The sequence below is a fragment of the Methylocapsa polymorpha genome (genome assembly GCF_045689225.1).
Classification (GTDB): domain Bacteria; phylum Pseudomonadota; class Alphaproteobacteria; order Rhizobiales; family Beijerinckiaceae; genus Methylocapsa; species Methylocapsa polymorpha.
The window spans coordinates 523,078-548,333 of the sequence record NZ_CP136862.1; the positions used below are offsets into that span (position 1 = coordinate 523,078).

Sequence of the window (25,256 nt, forward strand, 5' to 3'; positions counted from 1 at the left end):
CGGCGCGATCGGCCGCGCGGATCGCGATATTACCGCGCTCTTCATGTCAAACAACGGACAGCGAGGCCCGCGAGAGCATTCTTCGACTCATTTTTCAACTCGCCGTCGGCGCGTCCCTGGGCTTGGCTTGAACGCGAGCGCGGCGAATCGAACTGCAAGGCGCGGCGAATATGGTCAAGATCGACCGGCTTGGTCAAAAATTCATTGATTCCGGCGGCTTCGGCCGCGTCGCGATCTTCGTCGAAGGCATTGGCCGTGAGCGCGATCAGGCGAACCGCATCCGCGCCCGCCATGCGCTCCGCCCGCCGGATGCGTCGCGCGGCCTCTAGCCCGTCTATGCCGGGCATCCTGATGTCGAGAAAGATCGCGTCGAAAGGCGGCCTCCGCCCCTCGAGCCCCTCCAGCGCGAGCGCCACGGCGGCGAGGCCGTCGGCGGTCCGCGTCACACACGCGCCGAGCCTTTGGAGATGACGCGTCGCAAGCAGGGCGTTGACGTCATTGTCCTCGGCGAGCAGGATCTCGCCGCTGAAACATGACCCCGACGCCGATGCCTGCGGCTCGGCCGCCGCGCTATTGGGCTTGGCGGCACCATCAAGGCGAGTGAAAAGCGATCTTAGGCGAACCGGTTTGACAAGCCAGCCATCGAACCCTTGCACGAAGTTCTGACCGAAGGCGCGCCGCTCGAAAGGCGAGAAAAGTAGCAGGCTGCGGCCAAGTTTCGCCTCTCGGGCGGCCTCGCCGAGCCGGCGGGTCGCTGCCTCGCCGAGGGCGCAATCGACGATGAAAACGTCATAGGGAAGCTCGGCCTGCTCAGCGCCGAGAAGGGCCAGGGCCGCAGCCTCGGTTTCGGCGTAGCAAACCTTCGCCCCGGCCTCGGCGAGGCGCTCCCCGAGATAGCCCGCCGCGAAGGGCGAGGCCGCAACGATCAGCGCGCTTTGCCCGCTCAGATCGGGAGCGGCCGGACGCGCACCGATCGGCTCCTCGCAGGGCCGCAATGGCGCGATCATCGAAAACATGGACCCGCCGCTGCGCCCCGCCGGCGCGAGAGCAAGCGTCCCTCCCATTCGCTCGACGAGCCTTCGCGATATGGCGAGGCCAAGCCCGGCGCCGCCGTATCGACTTGTGGTCGAGCTGTCGCCTTGTTCGAACTCCTCGAAAATCGCTTCGCGCCGGTGCGCCGGAACCCCTGGCCCCGTGTCGATCACGTCAATTCGGAGCGCTGTTTCGCCCTCCCTGCTGACGCGCAGACCGACGCCGCCTCGCTCAGTGAATTTCACGGCGTTGCCGGCGAGATTGAGCAAGATTTGGCGAAGCCGCGCGCCGTCGCCAATGAGCCGCTCGGGCACATCCGCCGCGATCGAACTCGCGATCTCCAGACCTTTGCCTTGGGCCCGGGGCGCCAGCAGCTCGACGGTGCTTTCGACCAACGTCACCAAGTCGAACGGCTCGTCGACGAGTTCGATCTTGCCCGCCTCGATCTTCGAAAAATCGAGCATCTCCTCGATCAGCGAGGCCAACGCAGACCCAGAACCGCGAATAGCCTCAATATAGCTTCGCTGCTCCGCGTCTACGCTCGTGTCGAGCAGAAGCTCCGCCATCCCGAGGATGCCGTTCAACGGGGTGCGGATTTCATGGCTGAGGCTGGCGAGGAAACGCGATTTCGCTTCGCTCGCGGCCTCGGCCCGTTCGGCCGCCGCCGCGGCCGCCTTCAACTCCCAGATTTCGTCCCGCAAAGCCTCGCGCTCATCGCCGAAGATGTTTTCCCGCCTCCTATGACGCGCGCGCGCGAAGAAAAGACCAACTGCCGCCGTCAAGACCAACAAGGCGAACAGCCACGCCGACCCGTCTCCAAGCGAAGCAAAACGCTCCAAGCCGGGCGGCGACGCATTCAACTCAAAGGCTCCGGTCATGCGGCCTCGGATCTTGGCCCGTCTTATCGCGGCGCGGCTCTAATCCCGAAGTAATGACGAAGCCTTGAGATTTCGTATTCGCTTACGCCCTGGCCTTATTGAATCAAGCGCAGAAGCGCGCGCCCAGCCTTGGTGTGCAGTTCCTTTGAATCGAGCGTTCCGTCGCTGTCGACGTCGGCCGCTTTGAAAAGCTTTTCGACGATGTCCAAATATTCGTCCTTCGTCAGCGTCCCGTCATTATCGGGGTCTCCTGCCTTGAACGCGCTTTTGCTGAGCCGGCCGCCGACCTCTTTCTTGTCGAGCGTGTCGTCGCTGTCCTTGTTCAGCTTGTCGAACAAATTGCTCGCGGCCGCTTTCACTTCGGCGAGATCGAGCGTGCCGTCATTATCCTTGTCAAAGGCCGCGATCGCGTTTGGCGCAGCCGAAGCCATTGAATTCGAAAGGAACGCCAGAGCGGCGGACAAGACTCCGGCGCCAAAGCCAGCGATCAAAAAACGGCGGTCCATCATGATCAAGACTCCTGATTGCGGCCCGCGCCGGCGTTGCGAATCATCGCGCCGCGCGCGAGCCGAGTTTTTAACTATGACGCCTTTCGATCGCAAAGTAACGCCGCTCCGCTTAGGCCGCCAGACCGGCTTGCAACCGACCCTTCGCCAGGAACGCGATCAAAGCGGCGAGGTTCGGCCGGAGTTTAGTGAAAGCGCACCGGCACCGTGAGGCTGATGCTGCCGCCTCCGATTTCCGCCGGCGGCGGCGGCAAGGGGCTCGCGTTGTGGACCATCGCCAAGGCCGCCTGATCGAGCGCCGCAGATCCCGAGCTTCCGGCGACCCTCGCGGCCACGACATGACCGCCGCGGTTGATCGTGAAGGACAGCGAGACAGTGCCCGCTTCATGCGCCGCCCCAGGCTTATGCTGGTTCAGTTGCGCCAGCACCAGACTACGCCAGTTGGAGGTGGACATCGAAGAACCCGACGCGCCTTCCCGAGCCACCGCCGACGATTGCGGCGACGCGGAGCGGGCGGCGCGCTCGTGCGGCGCGGGCGGCTCGTGCGCCTGCTTGACGACCGGTTTCGGCGGCTCCTTCACGATCTTCTTCGGCGGCTTCAATTTCGGCTTCGGCGCCGTTGCCAGAACCGCTTCCGGCTTCGGCGCCGGCGGCAGCTCCGGAACCGCTATGTCCTCTGGTGGCTCGACCTCTTCCGGCTGGGCTTCCGTCATTTTCGGTCCCGGCGGGACCTCCGCCATCGTCTCCGCCGGAGGCGCGATCTCCAAGGGCGCGAGGTCGATCATCACGGCGGGAGCCGCCGCTTCCGCCGCGTCAACCTCATGCCTATGCGTCAGCCAGTAAATGAGGCCTCCATGCGCGAGGACGACAAAAGCGCCCGCGGCGATCCATCGCATTATGGATCTGTCCTCGGCGACATGAAGGATCGCCGGCGCATGAATCGTCATGGCCTAGTCTCCGGCGATTTGGAGTCGCCAGCTTTAGGCGGCAAGTCGCTCGACGGCGCGGACGCGCCGCCCGCCTCCAGGCCGACGAGCCCGATCTTCAAATAGCCCGCCGCGCGCAGGAGGTTCATGGTCTCCATGATGTCGCCATAGGAAACGCTCCTGTCGGCGCGAACAAAAACACGTTGCTCCTTGTCGGCATGCGTCGCGGCGTCGAGCGCGCCGCTGAGACTCTCGCGGGTGATCGGGTCCTCGCCAAGGACGAGGGAGAGATCCGATTTCACCGTGAGGAACAAAGGTTTGTCCGGACGCGGCGCGGGCTGCGCGGTGGAGGCCGGAAGATCGACATTGACGTCGACGGTCGACAGAGGCGCGGCGACCATGAAAATGATCAACAGGACAAGGATGACGTCGATGAAAGGCGTGACGTTGATCTCGTGGTTTTCCTCGAGATCGTCCTCGCCGGAGACGAGCTTTACAGCCATGCCTCTTCACTCCGCAGGTTGGCGCATCGGGACGATTTGCGACTCGTCCTTGCGGCGCGGCAAGGCCTCGCGATCGAGATCGCGGGAAAGATGCCGAAGGACCTCCGCCGAAGCGTCGGCGAGCTGGGCGCGATAGCCCGTGATCGCGCGGGCGAACACGTTATAGATCACGACCGCCGGGATCGCGGCGACAAGCCCCATCGCCGTCGCCAGCAAGGCTTCGGCGATGCCGGGCGCGACGACGGCGAGATTGGTCGTGTTCGTCTTCGATATTCCGATAAAGCTGTTCATGATGCCCCAGACCGTCCCGAACAGGCCGACGAAGGGGGCCGTCGCGCCAATAGTCGCGAGAACGCCGGTTCCCTGCGTGATGCTTCGCCCGGCGCGCGCTTCGATCCGCGACAGCAGCGCGACCGCGCGCTCCTTGACGCCGTCCTGCGGCAATCCGGCGGAGCGATCGAGCTCGCCCGCCGCCGCCGAGACGAATTGCGCGACCGGGCCGCGCGTCTCCGCGAATTCCTTTTCGGCGGCGCGCAGGCTCGCCGCATGCGCTAAAGTCTCCAGGCCGCGACGGGCGCTTTGCTTGGCAGTCCAGAGCTCGATACTCTTCGCAAGCCAGACGGTCCAGGTCGCGAAGGAGGCGAAGGCGAGGCCGACCATGACGATCTTGACCAGCGGATCGGCGTTGCGGAACATGCCCCAAGGCGACAGATCATGCGGCAGGGCCGAGGGAAGGAAGACCTCGGCTCTCGGCGCGGGCTTGGGCTCGACTGCCGGAGCCGCCATAGACGCCGCCGCGGGCTCGTCGCTTGTCGGCGATTGCGCCTGGGCCGAAGCGGCGCAAAAGGCCATGCTCACGCATAAAGCGGCGAATGCCTTGGCCAGAAGGGACCGGCGCAAGAGGCCGCACGGTCCGCGCCTGGCCATTAACATGCTTTCCATCGTCATCTAGAACCCCTCTCCATTCGCGACCCGAAGCTGACGTTCGGAGCAAAAGCGGCGGATGTCCCTGGCTAAAATAGCGCTAGGGATGAAATCATAAAAACAAACCCGGACCAATGGCGCGGATATTCCTTCATCGCGGCCTCTCCTCAGAACGAACTTCACGTCTCCGCCCATTGTCTCAGCAAATTGTGGTAGGTCGCGGTCAATGAAACCAGCGCGGGATGGCCCGGGACGTCGCGCGTCAATCGCATGATCGAGGCGTCGAGATCGAAGAGAAGCGCCCGCCTCGTTCGATCGCGGACGAGGCTCTGAATCCAGAAAAAAGACGCAAGGCGCGCCCCGCGCGTGATCGGCGTGACCCGATGCAGGCTGTCGGCAGGATAGACGACGAGATCGCCAGCCGGAAGCTTGACGCTGTGGCTGCCGTAGGTGTCCTCCACGGTCAATTCGCCGCCGTCATATTCCTCCGGAGCGTTGAGGAAAAGCGTCGCCGACACATCGGTGCGAATGCGGATCGCGCCATCGAACGATTGGCGGACCGCGTTGTCGACATGCGCGCCAAACGCCATCCCTTCATTGTATCGATTGAATAAAGGCGGAAAAATCGTATGCGGCAGAACCGAGGAAATAAACAAGGGGCTGCGCTGCAGCGCGCGGATCACCATTGCGCCGAGCTCCCTGTGCTCGGCGCCCCCTTCGGGCAATTGCAGGTTATCCTTGACCTGAGCCGACTGATGTCCGGCCGTGGCGCGTCCGTCGATCCAGGCGGCGGCGTCCATGGCGGCGCGGCATCGCGCGAGCTGTTCTTGATCGAGGACCTCGGGAATATGCACAATCATAAGCTTCACAACGTATGAGGGCAGCGGAACACGACAGCTGAAACGTCAGGCATCTAAAGTTTTTTGCGCTTGCGGCGCGGCGGCGACGCGCTGCGAAGCCGGCGGGACCGTTACGCGGAGCCCAAATTGCGGCGCCTTTGCAGCGCGGCGGCGCAGCCACATCATGCAGCCGGTGACGAGAAAAATAGCTGGACTGAGGCCGCAGACAAAAGCGATCGCCCGCCAGAGCGGCCCATGATGCTGCGCCTCATGGACGCGGCGCAGCCAAGCCGCGAAGGCGTCGCCCGGAGGGGGACGCGGCGCTACGGTCGCCGCCAAACTCCGGTCGTCGACGAGCACGCTGCGCGGCTCATCATCCGCGCCCGTCAGCTGAACGCGCCAAAGCTTCTCCTGCTCCGTCGGCATTGACAAGGAAGCGAGCTTAAGGCCCGGCGCGCTTTCCAAAGCCAATTCGACGACCCGCTGCGGGTCCTGCGCCGGCAGGCGCATCAACACGACGCCCTGCCCCTGGCGGGCCGGCCGCTGCGTAATCTCGGCGAAGGCCGCGATCAAACTCCTCGCCTGCTGCGGAAAGCTGAGATAGGCGCCCGTCAACGCCATCAAGGCCAGGGGAGCGAAGATCCAGAGGCCCAGCATGTGATGCAGGTTCGAGCTCAGCTTTGGGCCACGCCGCCAGCGAAAGGCTTTGAGCAGATTGCCGTTGCGCGGCCACCAGAGCCAAATGCCGGTAAGAGCCAGAACCAGAAGACCGATCCCGGCGAAGCCGACAATCTGGCGCCCTGAAAGATCCGGGCTCATCAGGTCCGCATGAAGCGAATGAACGCGGCCGACAAAGGAGCCGCGCGCGTCAGCGACGCCGAGAACCCGGCCGGTGGGCGGGTCCAGATAGACCATCCATAACCGCCCGGAAGGCGCAGCCTGCTTTCCGCCTTCCCCGCCGCGTAGCAGAACCGTGACCGGCGCGCCCACATCCGCCGGCCAACGAAGTATGGCGGCCCGCGCGCCCGACGCGGCCGATTCCGCATTGCGGAGATAGACGCCGGCCGCTTGCTCGACCGTCGAACCGGTCACGGCGTAGCGCGCCGGATCGATCAGGCGATCCAGATCGGCGCCGAAAACGAGCAAGGCGCCGGAGAGACTGATCGGAACGATCAGAAGGCCGAGGCCAAGAGCAATCCATAGATGGACTTGGCGCCAGATGCGTGGGACGCGAACGGATGCGATACGTTCCATAACTGTCCGACAAAAGAGAATTCAATGCGTCCTGGTTTACACGCAGGCAAAGATAAAATCAAATATATCCTTAGTTTAGAATTGTTATAATTTGATAGTTTCAATAGGTTATTGCGAGTCATATTGTGTCTATGATATTAGACTCTAGAAATACTTGCTTTAGAATTATTCTAAAGTGAACTTTTCTACGGGGTACTACGCCATGTCGCAGGAATTCATCGCTGAGTTATTTGGTAAGCGCGATGTTTCGGACAATTCGAGTTCGAAATTCATTCGCGCCAAAGCGAGGGCGCCGATGGCGCGAGCGGCCATTGGCCTCGCCTCGGTCATGCTCGGCGACGCGGCGCTGGCGCAAGAGGCGTCGCAGGACACGAGCCAGGTCTCGCTCGAGCAGATCGACGTCGCCGGCCAGGGTGAGCAACAGGGCAGCGACTACAATCCCCGCACGCTCGGGCTCACCCGCATTCCAACGCCTATTCTCGACACGCCGCAAAGCATCACGATCGTTCCGCAAAAGCTCATTCAGGATCAGAAGGATTCAACCGTCGTCGAGGCGCTTCACAACGTGCCCGGCGTCACTTTTTTCGGCGGCGAAGGCGGCACGCAGGGCGACAACATCAACATTCACGGCTATTCGGCCCGCAATGATTTCTATCGCGACGGCGTTCGCGATCCGGGCTGGTACACGCGCGACACCTTCAGCGTGCAAGAAGTCGAAGTGCTCAAAGGCCCGTCTTCCTTTCTGTTCGGACGCGGCTCGACCGGCGGCGTCGTCAACCTGACGAGCAAATTGCCGGTCTTCACCAATTTCACCACTCTGGAAATGTCTGGCTACACCGCGCCCGGCGCCCGCGTCACGGCGGACGTCAACCGGACATTCGGCGATACGGCGGCCCGCATCATCCTGCTCGGCAATGACACCAATGTCGCCGACCGGAACAATATCGTCACGAAGCGCATAGGCGCCGCCCCGTCGATCACCATGAACATGACGCCGGATACGCGGGTCACGCTCAGCTATATCTATCAAAAGGACGACAATATTCCCGACTATGGCATCCCGCTCCTGCCAGGATCCTATTTCGGCACGCCCTATGGCCAACCCGCGCCGGTTCCGAAGAATACTTATTACGGCAGGCTGACTCCGGGCTTCTCGGATACGGAACAGGTCAATGCGCACATTGTCACCGCCAGAATTGAACATGACATCAATTCGCAATGGCAGGTCACCAATGTGACGCGCTTCTCCTATATCGACCGCTTTGTAAGAATTCGCGGCGTTCAGATCGGCAATCAGTCGGTGGGCACTACGCCGAACATCTATAATGCGCCGGTCGGCGGCGTCCTGCTCAATCCGGTTCCCTATCTCTATCCCGTCGGCGGCCTGTGGGTCGCAAACACGAACGACTTTCAAAACCACACGCAGAATTCGCTTCTGACCAACCAATCCGATCTTGTCGGACATTTTGATACGGGCCTGCTGCAACACACGCTTCTCGCCGGCCTCGAACTTTCGCAAGAGACGAGAGAGCAATATCGGACCACGTTGGTTCCGGGCAGCCGCGTCGATGTCGGCTTTCCCAATCCCTATCCGGTCATACCCAGCACCCTGCCCATATTGAGCTCGGACCAATATGACATCGGCCGCACGATCGGCATCTATGCTAGCGACCAGATCAAGATCACCAAATATTTCGAGATCCTCGCCGGCGCGCGCTACGATCTCTTCAAGATCTGGCAGACCTATGGAAATGTGCTCACCGGCACGAAGGATCTCGTGTCGCAAATCAATTCGGCGACGCCGTATAATATGAACGCCAACACCGATTTCCTGAGCTGGCGCGCCGGCGGCGTGTTTCACCCGATCGAAAACGCCAGCCTTTATTTTATCTATGGCACGTCCTTCGACCCGTCGAGCGAATTTCTGACGCTCGCCGGCGGTCAGCAGAACCTCGAGCCGACGACGAATCAGAATTATGAGTTCGGCGGCAAGATCGATCTGCTCGACAGTCGGCTGAGCCTGACCGGGGCCTTGTTCGAGGTCATTCAAAACAACGCCATCGAAACCATCAATTCAGCGGCGGGTCTCTACGCTCAAATCGGCAAGACGCGCGTGAAGGGCGGCGAAGTCGGCATAGCCGGCAAGGTGACGGAGGCCTGGAGCATATTCGGCGGCTACACATATATGGACAGCCGCGTGCTTTCCAGCGCCTTGAACAACACGACCGGCCTCTTTATCAGCACGCCGGGCAACCAACTCGCGAACGTCCCGCGCAACACCTTCGCCTTGACGAACACATACGCGATCACGCCGGCCCTGACCCTCGGCGCCAGCGCCTATTATATCGGCGCGCGCTATACGACCGCCGCCGACATAGGCCGCGTTCCGGGCTATTGGCGGTTCGATCTCCTTGGCGTTTATAGGATCGACGACAATTTCTCGCTGCAGGCGAATATCTACAATATTGCGGACACCAAAAACTTCGAGACGATCTCCGGCTATGGCTCCGCCACGCCGGGCCCCGGGCGCTCCGCAGTCCTGACGGCCAAGGTGACATTCTGACGGCATGTGGAAACGGCTTAGCGATCAGATGGCATTAGATCAAAAGCTTGAGCGGCCTTCGCGTCAATGCGCCATGAAAACCGGGAGATTGGACTCGGCGAGAATCTCACTCGTTACGCTGCCAAAGATGAATTGGCGCAAACGGCTGCGCGTATAGCCGCCTTTGATGAGGAGATCGGCGCCGAGCATCGCCGCCGTCTCCAAGAGCGCCGCGCCCGCCGACTTCGACGCCTCGCCGATCAAAACGACGCGTGCGGGCGCGCCATGCCGCCGCAAGCTTTTCGCAAGCTGGTCTTCGGTCGGTCCCGGCAACCGGGGGCCTGGGATATTCAAGACGACGACATCCTTTGCTCGCGTGAGAAGCGGCATGGCGAAGGCGATCGTCCGGGCCGTGTCGGTGCTGCCGTTCCAAGCGATCACGATCGTTTCGCCGAGCGTCTGCCGGGGAAACGGCGGCGCGATCAGGACCGGTCTGCCGCTTTCAAACAATGCCGCCTCGAGCGTCGACTTGCGCGGCTGCCGCGGTCCGGGTCCCGGCCTGCCGATGGCGATCACGTCGAAGATCCGGCCATATTCCCCGATCCCATTGTCGGAGACGAGCGTATCGCTGAGCCATCCAAACGAGGGGCTGGCTGCGTCCTCGCGCTGGCGTCCAATATTGTTCGCCGCCATGAAAGTCTCAAAGAAGGTCCGGCCGTGGTCGAGGAAGTCGCGGCGCGTTCGATCATCGAGAACCACTCCGCTCAGGGAAAAATCGGCGGCGACCAATTCGGCGATGTCAGGCCCGAGCGCGACGCCCTCCATATAGCCGTCGAACTTGCGCGCGAGCAGCAACGCCGTTTCCAGGACCGCGCCCATTACGGCGTGCTCCTCGACCGGAATCAGTATCGATCTCATCAAAGGGCCTCCGCGCCAAATCAGGCTTTGCTCGATCGAGCATCAGATCACGTTCATGATTTTGGATTGAATCAATCCAAAATCATGAACGTGATCGATTCCAAGAAGTCGGAGCGGGATGCGGGCATCCCGCTCTGATCCGATCAAGAATATCTGCAGGACTGTAGAATTTTGCAGGCTTTCCTATGGCCGATCAAAATGTCTCCGGGCGCAGGAAGGCCTGTCCGGCCATCAAGCACAATTTTTCGTTTGCGCACATCTCGGCTATGAGACGCTCGGCCGCGATGGCGCGCGCCGCGCGGGCGGAACTCCCCGGCGGAGCGTGGCGTTTTGCGGCGGACACGAGTTGGAGAATGGACCATGGCGACCACGACAGAATCAGCGCCGCAAGAGACTCCAGAGGCCTTGCCTATCGGCAAGATCGAAGGTTCCGACGTCTACCTTCCCGACGCCGAACGCATTGGCGCGATCGAGGGCCTCCTGATCGACAAGCGCAGCGGCCAGGTTGCTTACGCGGTTCTAAGCTTCGGCGGCTTTTTCGGCATCGGAGAGGAGCATTTTCCGATCCCCTGGAAAAAGCTCCACTATAAAGCTGAAATCGATGCTTACGAGATCGAAATAGACCAAGAAAAACTAGCTGGCGCGCCAAGGTTCTCCCATGAAGCGGCTTACGATTGGTCGCAGGCCGAGGGCCGCCAAGTCAATGATTATTACGGCGTGCCGGATATTTTCTGACGCCGCTGCAGCCCTCGACTATCGGATCGCCCGTCCGGCTCCAGCCGGATGGGCTTTTTCATGCGTCGACGGGAGATGGAGAAGCGCATCTCTTCGCGCGATGACCGGGGGCGGCGAAGCGCTTCGCCTCGGAAGTTTCGGGGCGCATAGACGCGCCCGTTAATTCATCGGCGCAGCTTGGTTAATACAAGTAAAGAACTTGGCGGACATCTACGTAACTGTAGGTTCAGCATAAGTTATCTGATGAATGATATTTATCTTTACCTAACAGGATCCGCCGTTTAGGGAGACAAAATAAGGCTGTTTTATGGCTGAATTGAGGCAACTCTATTCGGCGAAATAAGGATAAGAAAATGGGCGACGTCACCTCGATCAAGGCTGGCCGCAGATCAACCCGAACCGACGCGATCGAGACCTATGTCGAAAAGCTGCTCGACGAAACCCGTCTCAAGCTCATTGAGACCGGAACGCGCAATCGCCTCATCCACACGCCGCGCGGGGCCCGACGCACGCGTTCCCTGCCGATCCTCGGGGCCAGCTCGGATGCGGTCTTTCAAGGCCTCGTTCGCGAAAACAGGCCGCTTCGCTTCCTGGCGAGCGACGACGCCGGAGAATTGCGAAAGGAAACCTCCGGGCCGAGAGGTCCCCGTCTCGTTGCGAGCCGGGCTTATGAGAGCCGCGGCCTGCAGACGGCGCTTTCGCCTGAATTTCTGCAAAAGCGGCTGCATGGGATTCATCGCGACGCCAAAACCGCGGAGGAGGAGCGAGGCGTCAACATCCTTTTCCTCGCGCTGGGCTTCCTGCGCTGGTACGAGGACGAAAAATCCGACCTGATCCGACAAGCTCCTCTCGTCCTGCTCCCCGTGGACCTCGTTCGCGACGACAAGCGCTCCGCCTTTGATGTGAAATTCCGCGATGACGACATCGCGACGAACCAGGCCTTGCAGGAGCGCCTGCGCGGCGATTTCGGCATCGCGCTTCCAGACGTCCCGGAAACCGAGGACTGGCTGCCGAGCGCCTATTTCGCGAAGGTCGCGAGCGCCGTCGCAGCGAAGCGCCGATGGTCGATCGACGCGGACGGAATTGAGCTTGGATTCTATTCCTTCTCGAGACTCCTGATGGTGCGCGATCTCGATCCCGCCAATTGGCCAGATCGCGCCCTCGCCTCGCATCCGCTTCTACGCGGCTTGCTCTGCGAAGGCTTCGCGAGCGAAGAGCCGATTTTTCCCGAGGGCGCCAAGCTCGATGAAATCTTAAATCCGGTTGATCTCGTTCAGGTCGTCGACGCGGATTCATCTCAAACGCGGGTCATCGAGACCGTTCGCGCCGGTCGCAATCTCGTCGTTCAAGGGCCGCCCGGCACCGGCAAATCGCAAACCATCGCCAATATCATCGCCGCCGCCGTCCATGATGGAAAAACGGTGCTTTTCGTCGCCGAGAAAATGGCCGCTCTCAATGTGGTGCACGACCGCTTGCGCAAGGCCGGCCTGGAGGACATCTGCCTCGAGCTCCATAGCCACACGGCGAACAAGCGTCTCGTCGCCAACCGGCTCGATCAGACGCTGCAGGGCGCAGCCGTCGATGAACCGAGCGACGCCATCGAAGAGCTGACCGCGGCGCGCGACCGCCTGAACCATGTCGCCCAGCGCCTCCATGCGCCGATCGGCGAAACCGCAATGACGCCCTATCAGGCGCTCTCGACCCAAATCGCTGCGGCGGGACGCGAGGCCGCGCCCGACATGCGGCTCGTGGAGGAAGCGGCCCTCTGGACCCGAGACGAATTCGAGGAGAAAGACCGCAGGATCGCGCGGCTCGCCGAATTGACCGCGAGCGCCGGTCCGCTCGGTCAACACGCCTATTTTGGCATGCGCCAGACCAACCTCCAGCCAGCGGATTTCCAACGCCTCGTCCCCCAGCTCCAGGGGCTTGCCGACAAGGCGGCGGCGCTCGCTTCTTACGCCGCCGAGATCGGGACCTATTTTGGTCTTCGGCAGGTTCCGACCTTGGCTGGAATCAAGGCTTTGATCGCGATCTTCCGCCTGATCGCGAGCCTGCCGCGCGGCGGCGAAACGATCGCGACCGCGCTTGCCTGCGCGCCTTCGCTCCGCCGGGTCGCGGAGGCGGCCGCGCTCGGATCCAAATGGCGGCGTCAATCAGCGCCCTATCTTTCCATTTTCCATCCCTCCGCCTGGAGGGCGCCGGCGGCAGCGCTTCGGGCGCCGCTTGCAAAGGGAGCGGCATTCTGGCCGGCCCGCTTCGGCAAAGACTATCGCGAGGCCGGACGCGCGCTCGCGAGCCTTCTTTCGGGGCCTTTGCCGAGACGGCCGGCCGAGCGGCTCGCGCTTCTCGACGCCCTTCTCGAGGGCCAGTCTCATCGCCGCGAATTTGCTGCTGAAGCAAATTTTCTGGCAAGCCTTCTCGGCGATGCATGGCGCGGCGAAAAAACCGATTTCGCGCTAGTGCGGTCGATTGCAGGGACGATCGAGGAACTCGCCGCCTTCGACGTCCATCTGAACCTCCCGCGCGTCATCAACATGGCTCGCGACGGCGTCGCCGCCGCCTATGCCGATGAGCTCGAAAAAGATCTCGGCGCGACGCTCTCCGCGCTTGCCGACGCCAGGACTCGCCTCGATCTCGACATAGCGGCGATTTTCCGCGTCAATTCCGTCGGCGCGATCGATCTTCGCCTGCTCGCCAAGCACGCCGCCCAATGGGCCGCCAACCATACGCGCTTCGAGGAGTGGGCGAGGCTCGCCAAAGCCGATCGGCAGTTGCGTGCGATCGGCCCCGCCGTTATCGCCGACAAGCTCGCCTCGGGTCGGCTGGATCCGGGCCAGGCCCGCGCCGAGCTCGAAATCGCCTTCGCCGAAGCCTGCTGGAAAAAGGCGATCACCGCGAGTCCGGATCTTGCGGTCTTCGACGGCGCTCAGCACGGCGAACGCGTCAAGCGGTTCATTGATCTCGAATCGAGCCGCCGCTGCGCCGCCGCGCAACGCATCCGCGCCAGGCACCAGGCCGCGATCCCGCGCGGCGCGCTCGGCGCCATGGGCGTGATCCGCGGCGAGATCGGGCGCAAACGCAATCACATGCCGTTGCGCAAGCTGATGCGGACGGCAGGCGACACGGTCCAAAAGATCAAGCCGGTCTTTCTCATGAGTCCGATTTCCGTCGCCCAGTTTTTGCCGCCGGGCGCCATCCAATTCGATCTGCTCGTGATCGACGAAGCGAGCCAAGTTCGGCCCGGCGACGCCTTGGGCCTCATCGCGCGGTGCCGGCAGATCGTCGTCGTCGGCGACAAGAAGCAATTGCCCCCAACGACCTTTTTCGATCGCATGATAACCGATGAACTCGAGCCTCCGGAAGACGACGAGGCCAAGCCCGGGCGCTGGTCTGGCGTCGCGCCGGTCACAGATCTCGAAAGCATTCTATCCTTGTGCGAGGCGCGGGGCGTCGAGACGCAGATGCTTCGATGGCACTACAGGTCGCGCCATCCCTCTCTCATCGAGGTCTCGAACGCCGAATTCTACAAGCATCTCATCATGCCGCCGGCGCCCTCGACCGAGCGCAAGGCGATGGGCCTCGTCCTTCGCCGCGTTCAGGGCGCCTATGACCGCGGCGGCCAGCGCACCAATACCATCGAAGCCGAAACGATCGCCGAGGCCGTCGCCGATCATGCGCGACGCGCGCGGCATTTATCAATTGGAATCGTGACATTTTCGACGGCGCAGCGCGATCTCGTCGGCGATAGGCTGGAGACGAAGCGGCGCGCCGATCCCATTCTCGACGCTTTCCTGCGCGAAGGCGGCACCGAAGACGTCTTCGTCAAAAATCTCGAGAACGTGCAGGGCGACGAACGCGACGTCATCTTGATTTCCGTCGGCTATGGACCTCGTGAGGTGGGCAAGCCGCTCGACAGCATGGGTTTCGGGCCGATCTCGGCCGAAGGCGGCGAACGGCGCCTGAACGTCCTTTTCACCCGCGCGCGCTTGCGCTGCGAAATCTTCGTCTCCTTCGGCTCCGGCGAGATCAACCTCGAACGGGCGACCGGCGAAGGCCCCCGCGTTCTCAAGCGATTCCTCCGTTACGCCGAAACCGGCGCGCTTGAGGAGAACCGGCCGACAGGCGGGGGGTTCGAATCCGCATTCGAGGCGACCGTCGCCGCCGCGATCGAGGATTTCGGCTACAAGGTCGACGCCCAGGTCGGCTCCGCCGGGTTTCGATTGGACCTCGCGGTGCGCGACCCGGCCGAGCCCGGCCGCTACATGCTCGCGATCGAATGCGACGGCGCGACCTATCATTCGGCTCTCTGGGCGAGAGAGCGCGATCGGCTGCGCCAGGAGGTCCTAGAAGGGCTCGGCTGGCGGATCTATCGAATCTGGAGCACGGATTGGTTCTATCGGCGGGGCGAACAGCTCGAAAAATTGAAAGCGGCTCTCGAGACGGCGCGAAGCCCGGCCGCGCGCGAAGCGCCGGCACCCGCAAGCCCGGATGCTTTGGAGGGACCGCCGATCGCGGCCGACGCCTTCCGTCCGCCCGCATATGAGCTTGCCAAACGCCAAGTCCGACAAGGCGCGCAAATCCACGAGCTCATCGCCGCGGACCTCGCCGACGTCATTCGCTCGGTGATCGAGCAGGAAGGTCCTATCCACAGAGACGAGATCGCCCGGCGCGTGGCCAGCCTCTTCGGGAAAGCGCGGCCGGGGCCGCGCATCATCGAAGCCGTCGCGCGCGGGCTGACCCTTTTGCCGTCGCTCGCGCCGGACCTTCTCTGCGAGGCTGAGTTCTGGTTCACGAAAGGCCAAAGAGAAGCGCCGCCGGTCCGCGACAGGGCCGCGGCCCCGACCAGCTTGCAGAAGCTTGAGATGATCGCGCCGATCGAGATCAGCGCCGCGATCGAAATCGCGCGCACGCACGACAATGGCCTGAACCATTCGGACCTTGCAGCCGCCGTGGCTAGGCTGCTCGGCTTCCAAAGAGCAAAGCCGGAGCTACGCAAACTTGCGCTTTCGCTTGCGAGTCTCTCGCCAACCTGCCCAAGCTAATGTTTCGAGCAATTCCACATGTCAGAGACGGATCTCATCCGCATCCCAGGCATAACGCCCGTCCGCAGCAGGCTCGAAATCGCCCAAATGGATATATTCCTCGAGCGCCATCACGATGTGATCGCATTCGGCGCCAGTCGGGCTCTTCCAAATCACCATCGCTGGGCGACGCTCGCTCGAGATTGCGTTTATTGCCGCGATAACGGCCGGATGGGTCCTGAGGGCCGCCGCTTCGGAAAGCCCTATTCCGTGATCGAGGGTGACTTTCGGATCGCGATAATTACGTATCATGGTCATCTGACTTCCTCGCCAAGAAAGTATGGTCGTTCCGCCTCCCGCGTCGCATAAAGCCTTTACATATATCGCGTCGCTACGCCGTCCTTGTATAGCCGCCGCCGCTCGGCTCGCGTGACGAGGGCCGAGCCAAACTCCATGCCATCGGCGCGTCAGCTTGCCGGCTCCGCAAGTAGCCGGCATTGGCGTTCTTCCGACAAAACCGACGCGGCCACGCGACATTGGCGCATTGCGCCGAAAGGCCTATCGCAATGGAATTGACGACAGAACCTTGATCGTCGCAAAGCAATGATGCGAGACGTCGATCGCCAATTGGATCGTTTCGTCAATTTGCGTCTTGCCGGCGATGAAATCGAGATGGTCGACCGCCTTTTCCTCGATTCGGCCCGCCGTCAGGATCTGCCTGAAGACCTTGGAATCTGGATGGTCTTCACCGAGCTTCGCGATCAACGCCTCCGCCCGCTCGCGAAACCAGTCAGGAATGCTGAGCTCCGGCCAGTCAGGACCTTGTTGGCACGATCTGAGCAACGTCGTCATGGCGTATTCTCCTGTCTTCGTTTTCCTTCCGAGGCAGGGCGTTTGTCCGAGAGAAGAGCCCTTGGCGTCGCCGCCGAAATCAACCCGCCCGACCAAACCGGTCTGGAGCAACGTAAGCACAATCCTTGCCATTGCTCGGGATGGGATTTATCGGCGTTGACGGCAAGGAGTCGTATGACCGCTCAAAAGTAATGATCTCGTTGGACAAACCCCCAGCTTGAACCTGGAATTGAATCAGCCAGCCGACCAAGGTTAGAGGGGCTAAGGGCCAAGCGAAGACTTGACGAAGATGCGCCGTGGAAGAAAATTAAGTAAATCACAAATGGGATAGACGACAATGCCAGTTCCCGTCGAGAAAATCACGCCAGGCCAATGTTTTCGCGCCAACGACAATGCGTTACGGAAAGTGTTGCTCCTGCATGACAAGCGGGTGACCTACATATTGCACGACAATTCAGCTTGGAATGTCCTTCGCTATCAGGCGAATGTGGATGATTTCGCCGAGCAATGCGAGGCGGAGATCGACTGCACAACGCGCGAAGACCGTTCCTGAAAGAGCCGACAGCGTAAAGGCTTTCGCCACCCCTGGGACGGCTTGACGCCAAGCTCGCGCGAGCTGCCGCATGAGGGACAGGGCCCGCGGCTACCCGTGCGGCGTCGCTTCCGCTTGTCGACTCGAAGCTCGATCAAATTTTGAAAAAATGCGCCTGCTCGATCGCTATTCGTCGAAATCCTTCGGGTCGAACTCGCGGTAGGTCGAGCAAAATTCGCAAGTGACCCCTATCTTGCCGTTGTCGCCGATCATGTCGGTGCGTTCGGCTGGCGTGAAGCGGCGCAACATCGCCTTGATGCGATCCTGGGAGCAGCGACAGGAATCGCGCACCATCCGCGGCTCGAACACTTTCACGCCGGGCTCGTGGAACAAGCGATAAAGCAGCCGCTCGCTCGACAATGTGGGATCGACGAGTTCGTGATCCTCGATCGTCGCCGCGAGCGCCTTCGCCTCGGTCCAGGCGTCGTCCTCGTCGGGCGTCTCGTAAACGAGTCCTGCCGGCGCATCGCCCGGATCGAGATCCGCCTGCCTTCGCCGCTCCTGGGAGCTTGGCAGGAACTGCACCATCAAGCCGCCAGCCCGCCAGCTTGCGCCGGCTCCGGTCACGCTTTGCGCGACGGCGAGGCGCACCTTGGTGGGGATTTGCTCGGACTGGCGGAAATATTGATGCGCCGCTTCTTCGAGGCCTTGGCCCTGCAGCGCGACAATGCCCTGATAGCGCGACGCGTCGGTCCCCTGGTCGATGGTGAAGGCGAGATGGCCCTTGCCGAGCAGCTCCCCGCCGCGCGCCGCATCGGCGAGCTTTTCGGCGTCGTAACGCGCGAAGGCGCGCAAGCGGTCGGGCGCGTCGAAATCTACGACGAGCATATCGATCGCGCCGTCGCTGCGCGTTTGCAGCTGAAACCGGCCTTCGATCTTCAAGGACGAGCCGAGCAGCACGGTCAGCGCCATGGCCTCGCCGACGAGCCTTGCGACCGGCGGCGGATAATTGTGCTGGACGAGAATATGATCGACGCTTGCGCCGAGTCGCACGACGCGGCCGCGCAGGTCGAGCGGCTCGACCGCAAAGGGAAGCACCGCGTCATCGAGGCCCTGATCCGAAACGAGACGTGAGGCCGGGGCAGCCGGCTGCGCCGGATTGGTCATGCTTTGGCGGCTCCCAGGCACCAGGCGAGTATGCCCTTTTGCGCGTGCAGCCGATTCTCGGCTTCGTCGAAGACGACCGACTGCGGACCGTCGATGACTTCGTCCGTGACCTCCTCGCCGCGGTGGGCCGGCAGGCAATGCATGAAGATCGCGTCCTTGCCGGCGGCGGCCATGAGCTTGGCGTTCACCTGATAGGGCGCGAGGAGATTATGGCGAAAAGCCTCGTCCTCATCGCCCATCGAAACCCAGCAGTCCGAGATGACCGCGTCCGCCCCGCGCACGGCCTCATATGGGTCACGGGTGAGCTTCAGGCGGGTTTGCGAATGGCGCGCCCAATCGACAAGCTCCTCCGGGAGACCGAGCTCGGCAGGCGCGGCGACCTGAAGTGAAAAATCGAACCGCTGCGCGGCGTGCACCCAGCTCGCGAGGACGTTGTTGCAATCGCCGGTCCAAGCGATGGTGCGTCCCTTGATCGGACCCTTATGCTCCTCGAAGGTGAGGACGTCGGCCATGACCTGGCAAGGATGCGAGCGCTTCGTCAAGCCATTGATCACCGGCACGTCGGCGTAGCGGGCGAGTTCGATCATCTCCTTATGGTCGAGGATGCGGATCACGATGGCGTCGACGAAGCGCGAAAGGACCCGCGCCGTGTCGGCGATGGTCTCGCCCCGGCCGAGCTGCATTTCATGGCCGGTCAGCATGATGGTGTCGCCGCCGAGTTCGCGCATCGCGAGGTCGAAAGACACGCGGGTCCGGGTCGAAGGCTTGTCGAAGATCATGGCGAGGACCTTGCCCGCAAGCGGCTTCTCGGTCGCGGGCTGTCCCTTGCGCCGCCCCGCCTTGATCGCGGCGGCGACGTCGAGAATGCGGCGGAGATCGGCCGCCGGAATTTCCGAGAGATCGAGAAAATGACGCGCCTCGGCAAGCTTGCCGCGCTCTGGCCCAGCGCTCATGCTGGCGTCCCGTTCACGCTTGCCTCCATGCCCACGCGCCTATCGCGTTCTCGTTCGATCCGCAGGCAAGCCGAGTCGAGACGTTTGATCGCCTCGGCGATCTCTTCCTCGCCAATAATCAAGGGCGGCAAAAGGCGCGCGACATTTTCGCCTGCGGGTATGACGAGGATTTTTTCGGCGCGCGCGGCGACGGCGAACTCGTTGACTGGGACGCGCACGGCTATGCCTTGCATCAGACCCTCGCCGCGAATTTCGGCTATCACGCCGGGATGACGATCCTTCAATTCGGCGAGACTTTGCTTGAGCTTCAAGCCCATCAAGGCGACATGCTCGATAAATCCCGGGGCGAGCACGATGTCGAGCACGGCGTCGCCGATGCTCGTCGCCAGCGGATTGCCGCCGAAGGTCGTGCCATGCGTCCCAACGGTCATGCCCTTGCCGGCTTCCCGCGTCGTCAGGAAAGCGCCGAGCGGGAAACCTCCGCCTATGCCCTTGGCGATCGCCATAATGTCGGGCGCGACGCCGAAAAGTTCATAGGCGAAAAGCTTGCCGGTGCGCCCGACGCCGGTCTGGACCTCGTCGAAAATCAATAAAAGCCCATGGCGGTCGCAGAGATCGCGCAGCGCCCGCAGGAAGTCCGGCGCGGGGACGCGGATGCCTCCCTCGCCTTGGATCGGCTCGACCAGGATCGCGCCGGTTTGCGGGCCGATCGACGCCTTCACCGCTTCGACATCGCCGAATGGGACCGGATCGAAACCTTCGACCTTGGGGCCGAAACCATCGATATATTTCGGATTGCCTCCGGCGGCGATGGTCGCCAAGGTCCGGCCGTGGAAGGCGCCTTCGAAGGTGATGGCGTGAAATTTCTCCGGATGGCCGCTGACTGACTGATATTTGCGCGCCGTCTTGATCGCGCCCTCGACAGCCTCGGCCCCGGAATTGGTGAAGAAGACATAATCGGCGAAGCTCGCTTCGACGAGGCGCCGCGCCAGACGCTCCGCCTGCGGTATCTCGAACAGATTTGAGGTGTGCCAGAGCTTCCCGCCCTGCTCGATCAGCGCCGCGGTGAGATGAGGATGGCTATAGCCGAGCGAAGCCACGGCGATGCCGCCGCCGAAATCGAGAAATCGCTCGCCGGTCGTCGTAGTGAGCCAGGCTCCATCCCCCCGCTCGAAAGCGAGATCGGCGCGGGCGTAAGTGGGAAGCAGCGACGAAGTCACCATTTCGCTCCGACCTAGAGCGTTTCCCGATCAGATGGAATCATCTGATCGAAAAGGAATCGCTCAAATTCAAAGAGTTGGAGCATGTTCTGATCGAAAAAGTCGATCAACTTTTTCGGAACATGCTCTAGTTGCGAAAATCGGCTGAAGAAGCTCTAAAATCAAATTGCCGCCCAAGGGGGGCGGCAATCCGACGAAAAATGAGTTTAGGCATTCCCGCAGTTCCGGTCAAATGGGAAACGGGGATAGATTTCCCGGCCTTTGGCTGGCGCTACAGTCCTGTTCAGGGACGACCGGGGAAGCCTGACGACAATTCCATGAAGCGACGCCGCAGCGACAAGCTATGCAAATCGCGCAAACGACCTATTGTTCGATGATGGCATTATATGATGATTCACAGAGGCTGCGAGCAATGCTTGACAAGAGCGGCCCGGAGGGGGCGTGATCCGTCTCACGTCTTTGACAGCCGAAGAGCAACGCAAGCTTGGCGCGATCGCCCGAAGATATAGCCTCGGCGCCGGTTCGCCCCGCCAGCGCATGCGCTTTCGCTCCCAATTAAATTCTAAGCCCAAGGAATGATCACGATGGACAAGCTGGACCGCCCCCGAGAAATTATCGAATTTTGCCTCAAGCCCCTCGGCCTATCCAAGACGACCGAGGAATATAAGGAGGCTTACCGGCGGCTGGAGCACGTGATCAAGACCTATCAGGTCATGGCAATCAGGGAAAAAATGCCTGTCGCCATCGACTTCTCGAATATGAAAACAATCACCATCAATGAAGTCGCGCATGGCGACGACGCATGAGCCGCGCTTAAGGGCGCACCCGAAAACACGCGGCGCGGGACTAACGGCCTTTCCGCGTTTCGGCGCGCCGGTTTGACCTAGAGCATGTTCCGAAAAAGTTGATCGACTTTTTCGATCAGAACATGCTCCAACTCTTTGAATTTGAGCGATTCCTTTTCGATCAGATGATTCCATCTGATCGGGAAGCGCTCTAGTGAGCCTGATCTTTTTCGCTCGCAGCCCTATACACTTCCTTGCCGCGCAGGCCCTCATGCGAATGACGCAGCGGCAAGGTTCCGACCGGAGGGTTCTTCAGCTCTTGAGGCACACGGTCCCCGATATTGCCTTTGGCCGGCGTGACGCCCCCGTCGACGAGCCATAGCGCGCCGGTGACATAGCTCGCCTCGTTCGACGCGAGGAAGGCGAAGACGCTGGCGATTTCTTGCGGCACGCCGCGGCGGCCAAGCGGAACCGTCGCGTCGATCTGCTCCTGCGCCTTAAGCGGAATAGGTCCCTCGGGGCCCCGCGTCCAGGCCGTGTCGATCGCGCCGGGGCAGACGCAATTGACCCGCACGCCATATCGCGCCTGCTCCAGCGCGACGCCTTTCGCAAAGGCGTGGAGAAAGCCCTTCGAGCCTCCATAAGGAGTGAAGGACGCTGAGCCATTCAGCCCGGCCTCCGACCCGGTGAAGATGATGTTGCCATGGCTTTTCTGCAGATGCGGCAGCGCGAATTTGGTCATCAGAAACGCGGTGCGAATATTGCCTCGGATCGTCCTCTCGAAATCCTCGAGTCGATAATTCTCCGTGTCGGCGAAAGCGATGAAGACCCCGGCGTTGTTCACCAGCACGTCGAGCCAGCCGAAGGAGCTTATCGCAAGCTCGACGCAAGCCTTCGCCTCGGCCTCCTCGGCCAGATCGCCGAGATGCGCCTCTGCGCGCCCCCCGGCCGCAACAATCGCCTCGGCGACCTGGCGGACCGGATCGCCGGGAAGCCCGGCGAGCACGAGCCGCGCGCCCTCGCGCGCGAATTTATGGGCGATCGCCTCGCCAATGCCTGTGCCGGCTCCCGTGACGATGACGACCTTATCCTTCAGGCGCATAGGCTCTCTCCAACGGCGCGGCGGCGTCAGATACTTTCGCCGCGCAAGACCAATGTGCGTCCAATTCGCCGCCGTTCATTGATTTCGCTCAAACTCAAGGCGGCCGGAACCTGATTTGCTCACGCCAATGCGGATGCGCCGAAGCGTCATGTCGGGGAGCGGGAAAGGCCCTGGCAGCGCGCAAAGCGCCAATCTGAATCGCGCACCAAACAATGAAGGCAACGGGCCATGCGTCTTGCACTGCTGTATGCACTCGCCATCGGATCATCTATCGCCGTCATGACGCCGGCATTCGGTCAGGACTCGCCGGGAGACGTTGCGTCCGGCCGGCGGATCGCTGAGACCTGGTGCGCCGCCTGCCACCAAATCGATTCGCAAGGGTCTGGCGCAAACAGAGATGCGCCGAGCTTTCCGCAAGTCGCCAACCTGCCGTCAACAACAGCCCTTGCGCTCAACGTGTTCTTGCGGTCGAGCCATGACAACATGCCCAACTTCCAACTGACGCGCCAGGAAGCCGATGACGTCATCGCTTATATTTTGAGCCTGAAAGAGCAATAGAGCGGCGGCCACAGCGGGTCTGTTGAAGGTCACGTTCCGACCCTTGCCGGTCGTGGCAAGCGATATAGGCTGGGCCCGGAAGCAGACGTTCACCCCCAACATTGAATGCTATTTCATCAATCCCAGCCAAATGCCAGTCTGCCAAAGGCCAACGATAATAGTGATCGCTGTACCAAACAGGCCAACGGTCTTAGCTATCCTTCCTTCGAACAGCTTGTCCAGGACAACTCCCCAGCCACGCGATGCTGTATTTAGCTTTCCTTTTACAAGAGACCGAATAACATGAAAAAAGAAGCCGACCTTCGCAAGGGTCGAGTTGTGCATCCTTATAAATTCATTGTTTTGAAAGGCGCGGACCTCCTCTTCGCCGGTGAGGAAGTGACGATGCACGCCACCATTCAGTTCCATCAACGACTTCATTTTCGGATGGCTCGCGTATCCACTGCCATAGCGATCAGATAGCAAATCGTTCAAATTTAATCGTCTTTCGACCGGTATGATAGGTGCGTCACTGCCGCCAAGAACGCGGTATCGATGTTCAAGGTGCTCGAAACCAAAGGTCAGGTTTCGCATATTCCAATGCACCCAATATTTATCCCGCCTATCGCGAATGAACGCATAGAAATCCTGTAAGAGCTTATGCTCCACCTCATCGAACCGATCTCTGACCGACTCGCGAGGAATGTGAAGTTCCTCAGCTATAGAATGCGTGGAGAAGCTAACGGTCTGCTCAGTCGCATAATGAGTTATAGCGATAGAAGTTATACGTGGTGACAGCGCTTCGTTGAAGACTTTGACAGGAATAGTGGATGATGTAGAAGTTCTCCGGCTTAGCTTTCAATTCTTTCATAAAGCGCCAACTATCATATATACTCAATGGCCTCCTCCTGCGCGGAATGGAGGAGAATCCGCCAAAGCTGAGCCGTGGTCAATGAGCGGCCGCCATGTTTGTTTTCGCGAGCGCATCGCCATGTTGCAGACAGGCCGGAATCCACCCATCACAGACCTTCGAACTCGTCCACTCTCGCGTCGGCGCGCACCGTTTTTCTCTATCAAAAGCAATCAAAGAGGGCGCGGACCTCGGCACGGCCGGCGCGATTGGACAGAGCCAATTGCAGCGCAATCCGCGCCTTGCGGGCGTCGAGCCCATTGGCGGGGATGAGCCCGCGCCGGATCAGGTCGATCTCGCCGCCTGGATAAGCGTAGGACGCGCGCAGCGTCTCGCCAGCCCCCGTCCGGCTCGCGAAAACAACCGGAATGCGTTCCGCCAGCCCCGCCAGAGCGGGCGCGGCTTCGGCTGCGACATGCCCCGCCCCGGAAGGCTCAGCACGAGACCATCGATTGCGCCGGCGGCGAGGGCCTCGACCGTTTGCGGTTCGAGCCCCGGCCCCGCCTCAAGGATGGGAACGACCGGGGCTCCCGCGCCATAGGCCAGCCTCGGCGGACGGCTCGCCGGCGCGAGCGCAAAGCGGACGCGGTCTTCGGCGACATAGCCGATCGGACCGAAAGGCAGAGAGGAAAAGGCGTGAGGCCGGAAACTATGGACCTTGCGGATCAGAGGCGCCGCGTGAATTTCATCGTCGACGACGACGAGAACGCCTTTGCCGCGCGCCGCCGGCGAGATAGCGACCCGGCATGCGGCCAGGAGATTGCCGGGCCCGTCCGCGCCCGGCTGATCGGCCCGCCGCATGGCCGCCGTCAAGACTATGGGCGCTTCGACTTGCGCGAGCAAGGACAGCGCGAAGGCCGTCTCCTCCAACGTGTCCGTGCCATGCGTGATGACGACGCCCTCACACGCCGTTGCGGCGTTGGCGGCGGCCTTCGCGATCGCGACGATGTCGGCAAGCGTGAAACTGGCGCTCGGCTTCGCCAGCACGTCGCGCGCTTCGATCTCGGCAAGCTCGACGAGTTGCGGGACGGCGGCGGCGAGGCTTGCGGCGCCGAGTTTCAGCGTGGCAGCGCCCTGGGCGCTTTCCGCGGTCATGGCGATCGTGCCGCCTGTGGAAAGG

General features: G+C 61.7%; 22 protein-coding genes and 1 pseudogene. 6 read left to right on the plus strand and 17 right to left on the minus strand.

Annotated elements, in window-relative coordinates:
• Window positions 1-41: 41 nt before the first annotated feature.
• From RZS28_RS02585 to RZS28_RS02615, 7 genes are all read right to left on the minus strand, one after another.
• On the minus strand, window positions 42-1,910 hold the full coding sequence (locus RZS28_RS02585) for an ATP-binding protein (protein WP_407339657.1): 1,869 nt from the start codon (window positions 1,908-1,910) through the stop codon (window positions 42-44).
• A 95-nt stretch (window positions 1,911-2,005) separates the two neighbouring features.
• Window positions 2,006-2,416, minus strand: coding sequence for an EF-hand domain-containing protein (locus RZS28_RS02590; RefSeq protein WP_407341023.1), 411 nt, complete (start codon window positions 2,414-2,416; stop codon window positions 2,006-2,008).
• 185 nt (window positions 2,417-2,601) lie between these two features.
• Window positions 2,602-3,363: a TonB family protein gene (locus RZS28_RS02595; RefSeq protein WP_407339658.1), complete on the minus strand. Its 762-nt coding sequence runs from the start codon at window positions 3,361-3,363 to the stop codon at window positions 2,602-2,604.
• Window positions 3,360-3,845 (minus strand): TonB system transport protein ExbD, encoded by a 486-nt coding sequence (gene exbD / locus RZS28_RS02600; protein WP_407339659.1) that lies wholly within the window; start codon window positions 3,843-3,845, stop codon window positions 3,360-3,362. Before exbD ends, RZS28_RS02595 begins: the two co-directional genes overlap by 4 nt.
• A 6-nt stretch (window positions 3,846-3,851) precedes the next feature.
• Window positions 3,852-4,772, minus strand: a complete 921-nt coding sequence (gene exbB, locus RZS28_RS02605) for a tonB-system energizer ExbB (RefSeq protein WP_407339660.1) — start codon at window positions 4,770-4,772, stop codon at window positions 3,852-3,854.
• A 176-nt stretch (window positions 4,773-4,948) separates the two neighbouring features.
• Window positions 4,949-5,629 carry a Fe2+-dependent dioxygenase gene (locus RZS28_RS02610; RefSeq protein WP_407339661.1) on the minus strand — a complete coding sequence of 227 codons (681 nt, stop codon included), beginning with the start codon at window positions 5,627-5,629 and terminating at the stop codon, window positions 4,949-4,951.
• Between the two features lie 45 nt (window positions 5,630-5,674).
• Window positions 5,675-6,862, minus strand: coding sequence for a PepSY-associated TM helix domain-containing protein (locus tag RZS28_RS02615; protein ID WP_407339662.1), 1,188 nt, complete (start codon window positions 6,860-6,862; stop codon window positions 5,675-5,677).
• Between the two features lie 175 nt (window positions 6,863-7,037).
• Here RZS28_RS02615 and RZS28_RS02620 point away from each other — a divergent pair, with 175 nt between their 5' ends.
• On the plus strand, window positions 7,038-9,425 hold the full coding sequence (locus RZS28_RS02620) for a TonB-dependent receptor (protein ID WP_407339663.1): 2,388 nt from the start codon (window positions 7,038-7,040) through the stop codon (window positions 9,423-9,425).
• A gap of 63 nt (window positions 9,426-9,488) precedes the next feature.
• On the opposite strand, the gene RZS28_RS02625 is transcribed toward RZS28_RS02620, so the two are convergent.
• Window positions 9,489-10,322: a universal stress protein gene (locus RZS28_RS02625; RefSeq protein ID WP_407339664.1), complete on the minus strand. Its 834-nt coding sequence runs from the start codon at window positions 10,320-10,322 to the stop codon at window positions 9,489-9,491.
• A 360-nt stretch (window positions 10,323-10,682) separates the two neighbouring features.
• Between RZS28_RS02625 and RZS28_RS02630 the strand changes: the two genes are divergently transcribed.
• Together RZS28_RS02630 and RZS28_RS02635 are read left to right on the plus strand one after the other, a co-directional pair.
• A complete protein-coding gene (locus tag RZS28_RS02630) occupies window positions 10,683-11,057 on the plus strand; it encodes a PRC-barrel domain-containing protein (RefSeq protein ID WP_407339665.1) in 375 nt (124 codons plus the stop codon).
• Between the two features lie 353 nt (window positions 11,058-11,410).
• Window positions 11,411-16,099 (plus strand): DUF3320 domain-containing protein, encoded by a 4,689-nt coding sequence (locus tag RZS28_RS02635; RefSeq protein ID WP_407339666.1) that lies wholly within the window; start codon window positions 11,411-11,413, stop codon window positions 16,097-16,099.
• Between the two features lie 21 nt (window positions 16,100-16,120).
• On the opposite strand, the gene RZS28_RS02640 is transcribed toward RZS28_RS02635, so the two are convergent.
• The gene (locus RZS28_RS02640) at window positions 16,121-16,396 is read right to left on the minus strand and encodes a hypothetical protein (RefSeq protein ID WP_407339667.1); all 276 of its coding nucleotides are present in this window, start codon (window positions 16,394-16,396) and stop codon (window positions 16,121-16,123) included.
• 240 nt (window positions 16,397-16,636) lie between these two features.
• Entirely contained in the window at window positions 16,637-16,930 is a 294-nt protein-coding gene (locus RZS28_RS02645; RefSeq protein WP_407339668.1) for a hypothetical protein, read from the minus strand.
• Between the two features lie 337 nt (window positions 16,931-17,267).
• On the opposite strand from RZS28_RS02645, the gene RZS28_RS02650 reads away from it, so the two are divergent.
• A complete protein-coding gene (locus RZS28_RS02650) occupies window positions 17,268-17,483 on the plus strand; it encodes a hypothetical protein (RefSeq protein ID WP_407339669.1) in 216 nt (71 codons plus the stop codon).
• Window positions 17,484-17,648: 165 nt separating this feature from the next.
• On the opposite strand, the gene RZS28_RS02655 is transcribed toward RZS28_RS02650, so the two are convergent.
• The 3 genes from RZS28_RS02655 to RZS28_RS02665 are packed head-to-tail and all read right to left on the minus strand — an operon-like array spanning window position 17,649 to window position 20,802.
• Complete coding sequence (locus RZS28_RS02655) at window positions 17,649-18,629, minus strand: Hsp33 family molecular chaperone (protein ID WP_407339670.1); 981 nt, start codon at window positions 18,627-18,629, stop codon at window positions 17,649-17,651.
• Window positions 18,626-19,582 (minus strand): ornithine carbamoyltransferase, encoded by a 957-nt coding sequence (gene argF, locus RZS28_RS02660; protein WP_407339671.1) that lies wholly within the window; start codon window positions 19,580-19,582, stop codon window positions 18,626-18,628. The genes RZS28_RS02655 and argF overlap by 4 nt, the downstream gene beginning before the upstream one ends.
• Entirely contained in the window at window positions 19,579-20,802 is a 1,224-nt protein-coding gene (locus tag RZS28_RS02665; RefSeq protein ID WP_407341024.1) for an aspartate aminotransferase family protein, read from the minus strand. Before RZS28_RS02665 ends, argF begins: the two co-directional genes overlap by 4 nt.
• Before the next feature lie 584 nt (window positions 20,803-21,386).
• Here RZS28_RS02665 and RZS28_RS02670 point away from each other — a divergent pair.
• On the plus strand, window positions 21,387-21,608 hold the full coding sequence (locus RZS28_RS02670; protein WP_407339672.1) for a hypothetical protein: 222 nt from the start codon (window positions 21,387-21,389) through the stop codon (window positions 21,606-21,608).
• Between the two features lie 190 nt (window positions 21,609-21,798).
• Here RZS28_RS02670 and RZS28_RS02675 read toward each other — a convergent pair whose 3' ends face one another.
• Window positions 21,799-22,689 carry an SDR family NAD(P)-dependent oxidoreductase gene (locus RZS28_RS02675; protein ID WP_407339673.1) on the minus strand — a complete coding sequence of 297 codons (891 nt, stop codon included), beginning with the start codon at window positions 22,687-22,689 and terminating at the stop codon, window positions 21,799-21,801.
• A 228-nt stretch (window positions 22,690-22,917) separates the two neighbouring features.
• Between RZS28_RS02675 and RZS28_RS02680 the strand changes: the two genes are divergently transcribed.
• The gene (locus RZS28_RS02680; RefSeq protein WP_407339674.1) at window positions 22,918-23,247 is read left to right on the plus strand and encodes a c-type cytochrome; all 330 of its coding nucleotides are present in this window, start codon (window positions 22,918-22,920) and stop codon (window positions 23,245-23,247) included.
• Window positions 23,248-23,355: 108 nt separating this feature from the next.
• Here RZS28_RS02680 and RZS28_RS02685 read toward each other — a convergent pair.
• From RZS28_RS02685 to RZS28_RS02695, 3 genes and pseudogenes are all read right to left on the minus strand, one after another.
• Window positions 23,356-24,124, minus strand: a pseudogene (locus tag RZS28_RS02685) (hypothetical protein).
• A gap of 175 nt (window positions 24,125-24,299) precedes the next feature.
• Complete coding sequence (locus RZS28_RS02690; RefSeq protein ID WP_407341025.1) at window positions 24,300-24,527, minus strand: hypothetical protein; 228 nt, start codon at window positions 24,525-24,527, stop codon at window positions 24,300-24,302.
• On the minus strand, window positions 24,422-25,231 hold the full coding sequence (locus RZS28_RS02695; protein WP_407339675.1) for an asparaginase domain-containing protein: 810 nt from the start codon (window positions 25,229-25,231) through the stop codon (window positions 24,422-24,424). The genes RZS28_RS02690 and RZS28_RS02695 overlap by 106 nt, the downstream gene beginning before the upstream one ends.
• Between the last annotated feature and the right edge of the window lie 25 nt (window positions 25,232-25,256).

Bases quoted from the DNA above. Each gene is read 5' to 3' on its own strand.
- RZS28_RS02585 (WP_407339657.1), bottom strand. From the start codon at position 1,910: ATGACCGGAGCCTTTGAGTTGAATGCGTCGCCGCCCGGCTTGGAGCGT.
- RZS28_RS02650 (WP_407339669.1), top strand. From the start codon at position 17,268: ATGCCAGTTCCCGTCGAGAAAATCACGCCAGGCCAATGTTTTCGCGCC.
- RZS28_RS02670 (WP_407339672.1), top strand. From the start codon at position 21,387: ATGGACAAGCTGGACCGCCCCCGAGAAATTATCGAATTTTGCCTCAAG.
- exbD (WP_407339659.1), bottom strand. From the start codon at position 3,845: ATGGCTGTAAAGCTCGTCTCCGGCGAGGACGATCTCGAGGAAAACCAC.
- RZS28_RS02645 (WP_407339668.1), bottom strand. From the start codon at position 16,930: ATGACGACGTTGCTCAGATCGTGCCAACAAGGTCCTGACTGGCCGGAG.
- RZS28_RS02625 (WP_407339664.1), bottom strand. From the start codon at position 10,322: ATGAGATCGATACTGATTCCGGTCGAGGAGCACGCCGTAATGGGCGCG.
- RZS28_RS02640 (WP_407339667.1), bottom strand. From the start codon at position 16,396: ATGACCATGATACGTAATTATCGCGATCCGAAAGTCACCCTCGATCAC.
- RZS28_RS02680 (WP_407339674.1), top strand. From the start codon at position 22,918: ATGCGTCTTGCACTGCTGTATGCACTCGCCATCGGATCATCTATCGCC.
- argF (WP_407339671.1), bottom strand. From the start codon at position 19,582: ATGAGCGCTGGGCCAGAGCGCGGCAAGCTTGCCGAGGCGCGTCATTTT.
- RZS28_RS02590 (WP_407341023.1), bottom strand. From the start codon at position 2,416: ATGGACCGCCGTTTTTTGATCGCTGGCTTTGGCGCCGGAGTCTTGTCC.
- RZS28_RS02695 (WP_407339675.1), bottom strand. From the start codon at position 25,231: ATGACCGCGGAAAGCGCCCAGGGCGCTGCCACGCTGAAACTCGGCGCC.
- RZS28_RS02675 (WP_407339673.1), bottom strand. From the start codon at position 22,689: ATGCGCCTGAAGGATAAGGTCGTCATCGTCACGGGAGCCGGCACAGGC.
- RZS28_RS02630 (WP_407339665.1), top strand. From the start codon at position 10,683: ATGGCGACCACGACAGAATCAGCGCCGCAAGAGACTCCAGAGGCCTTG.
- RZS28_RS02655 (WP_407339670.1), bottom strand. From the start codon at position 18,629: ATGACCAATCCGGCGCAGCCGGCTGCCCCGGCCTCACGTCTCGTTTCG.
- RZS28_RS02635 (WP_407339666.1), top strand. From the start codon at position 11,411: ATGGGCGACGTCACCTCGATCAAGGCTGGCCGCAGATCAACCCGAACC.
- RZS28_RS02610 (WP_407339661.1), bottom strand. From the start codon at position 5,629: ATGATTGTGCATATTCCCGAGGTCCTCGATCAAGAACAGCTCGCGCGA.
- exbB (WP_407339660.1), bottom strand. From the start codon at position 4,772: ATGGCCAGGCGCGGACCGTGCGGCCTCTTGCGCCGGTCCCTTCTGGCC.
- RZS28_RS02595 (WP_407339658.1), bottom strand. From the start codon at position 3,363: ATGACGATTCATGCGCCGGCGATCCTTCATGTCGCCGAGGACAGATCC.
- RZS28_RS02615 (WP_407339662.1), bottom strand. From the start codon at position 6,862: ATGGAACGTATCGCATCCGTTCGCGTCCCACGCATCTGGCGCCAAGTC.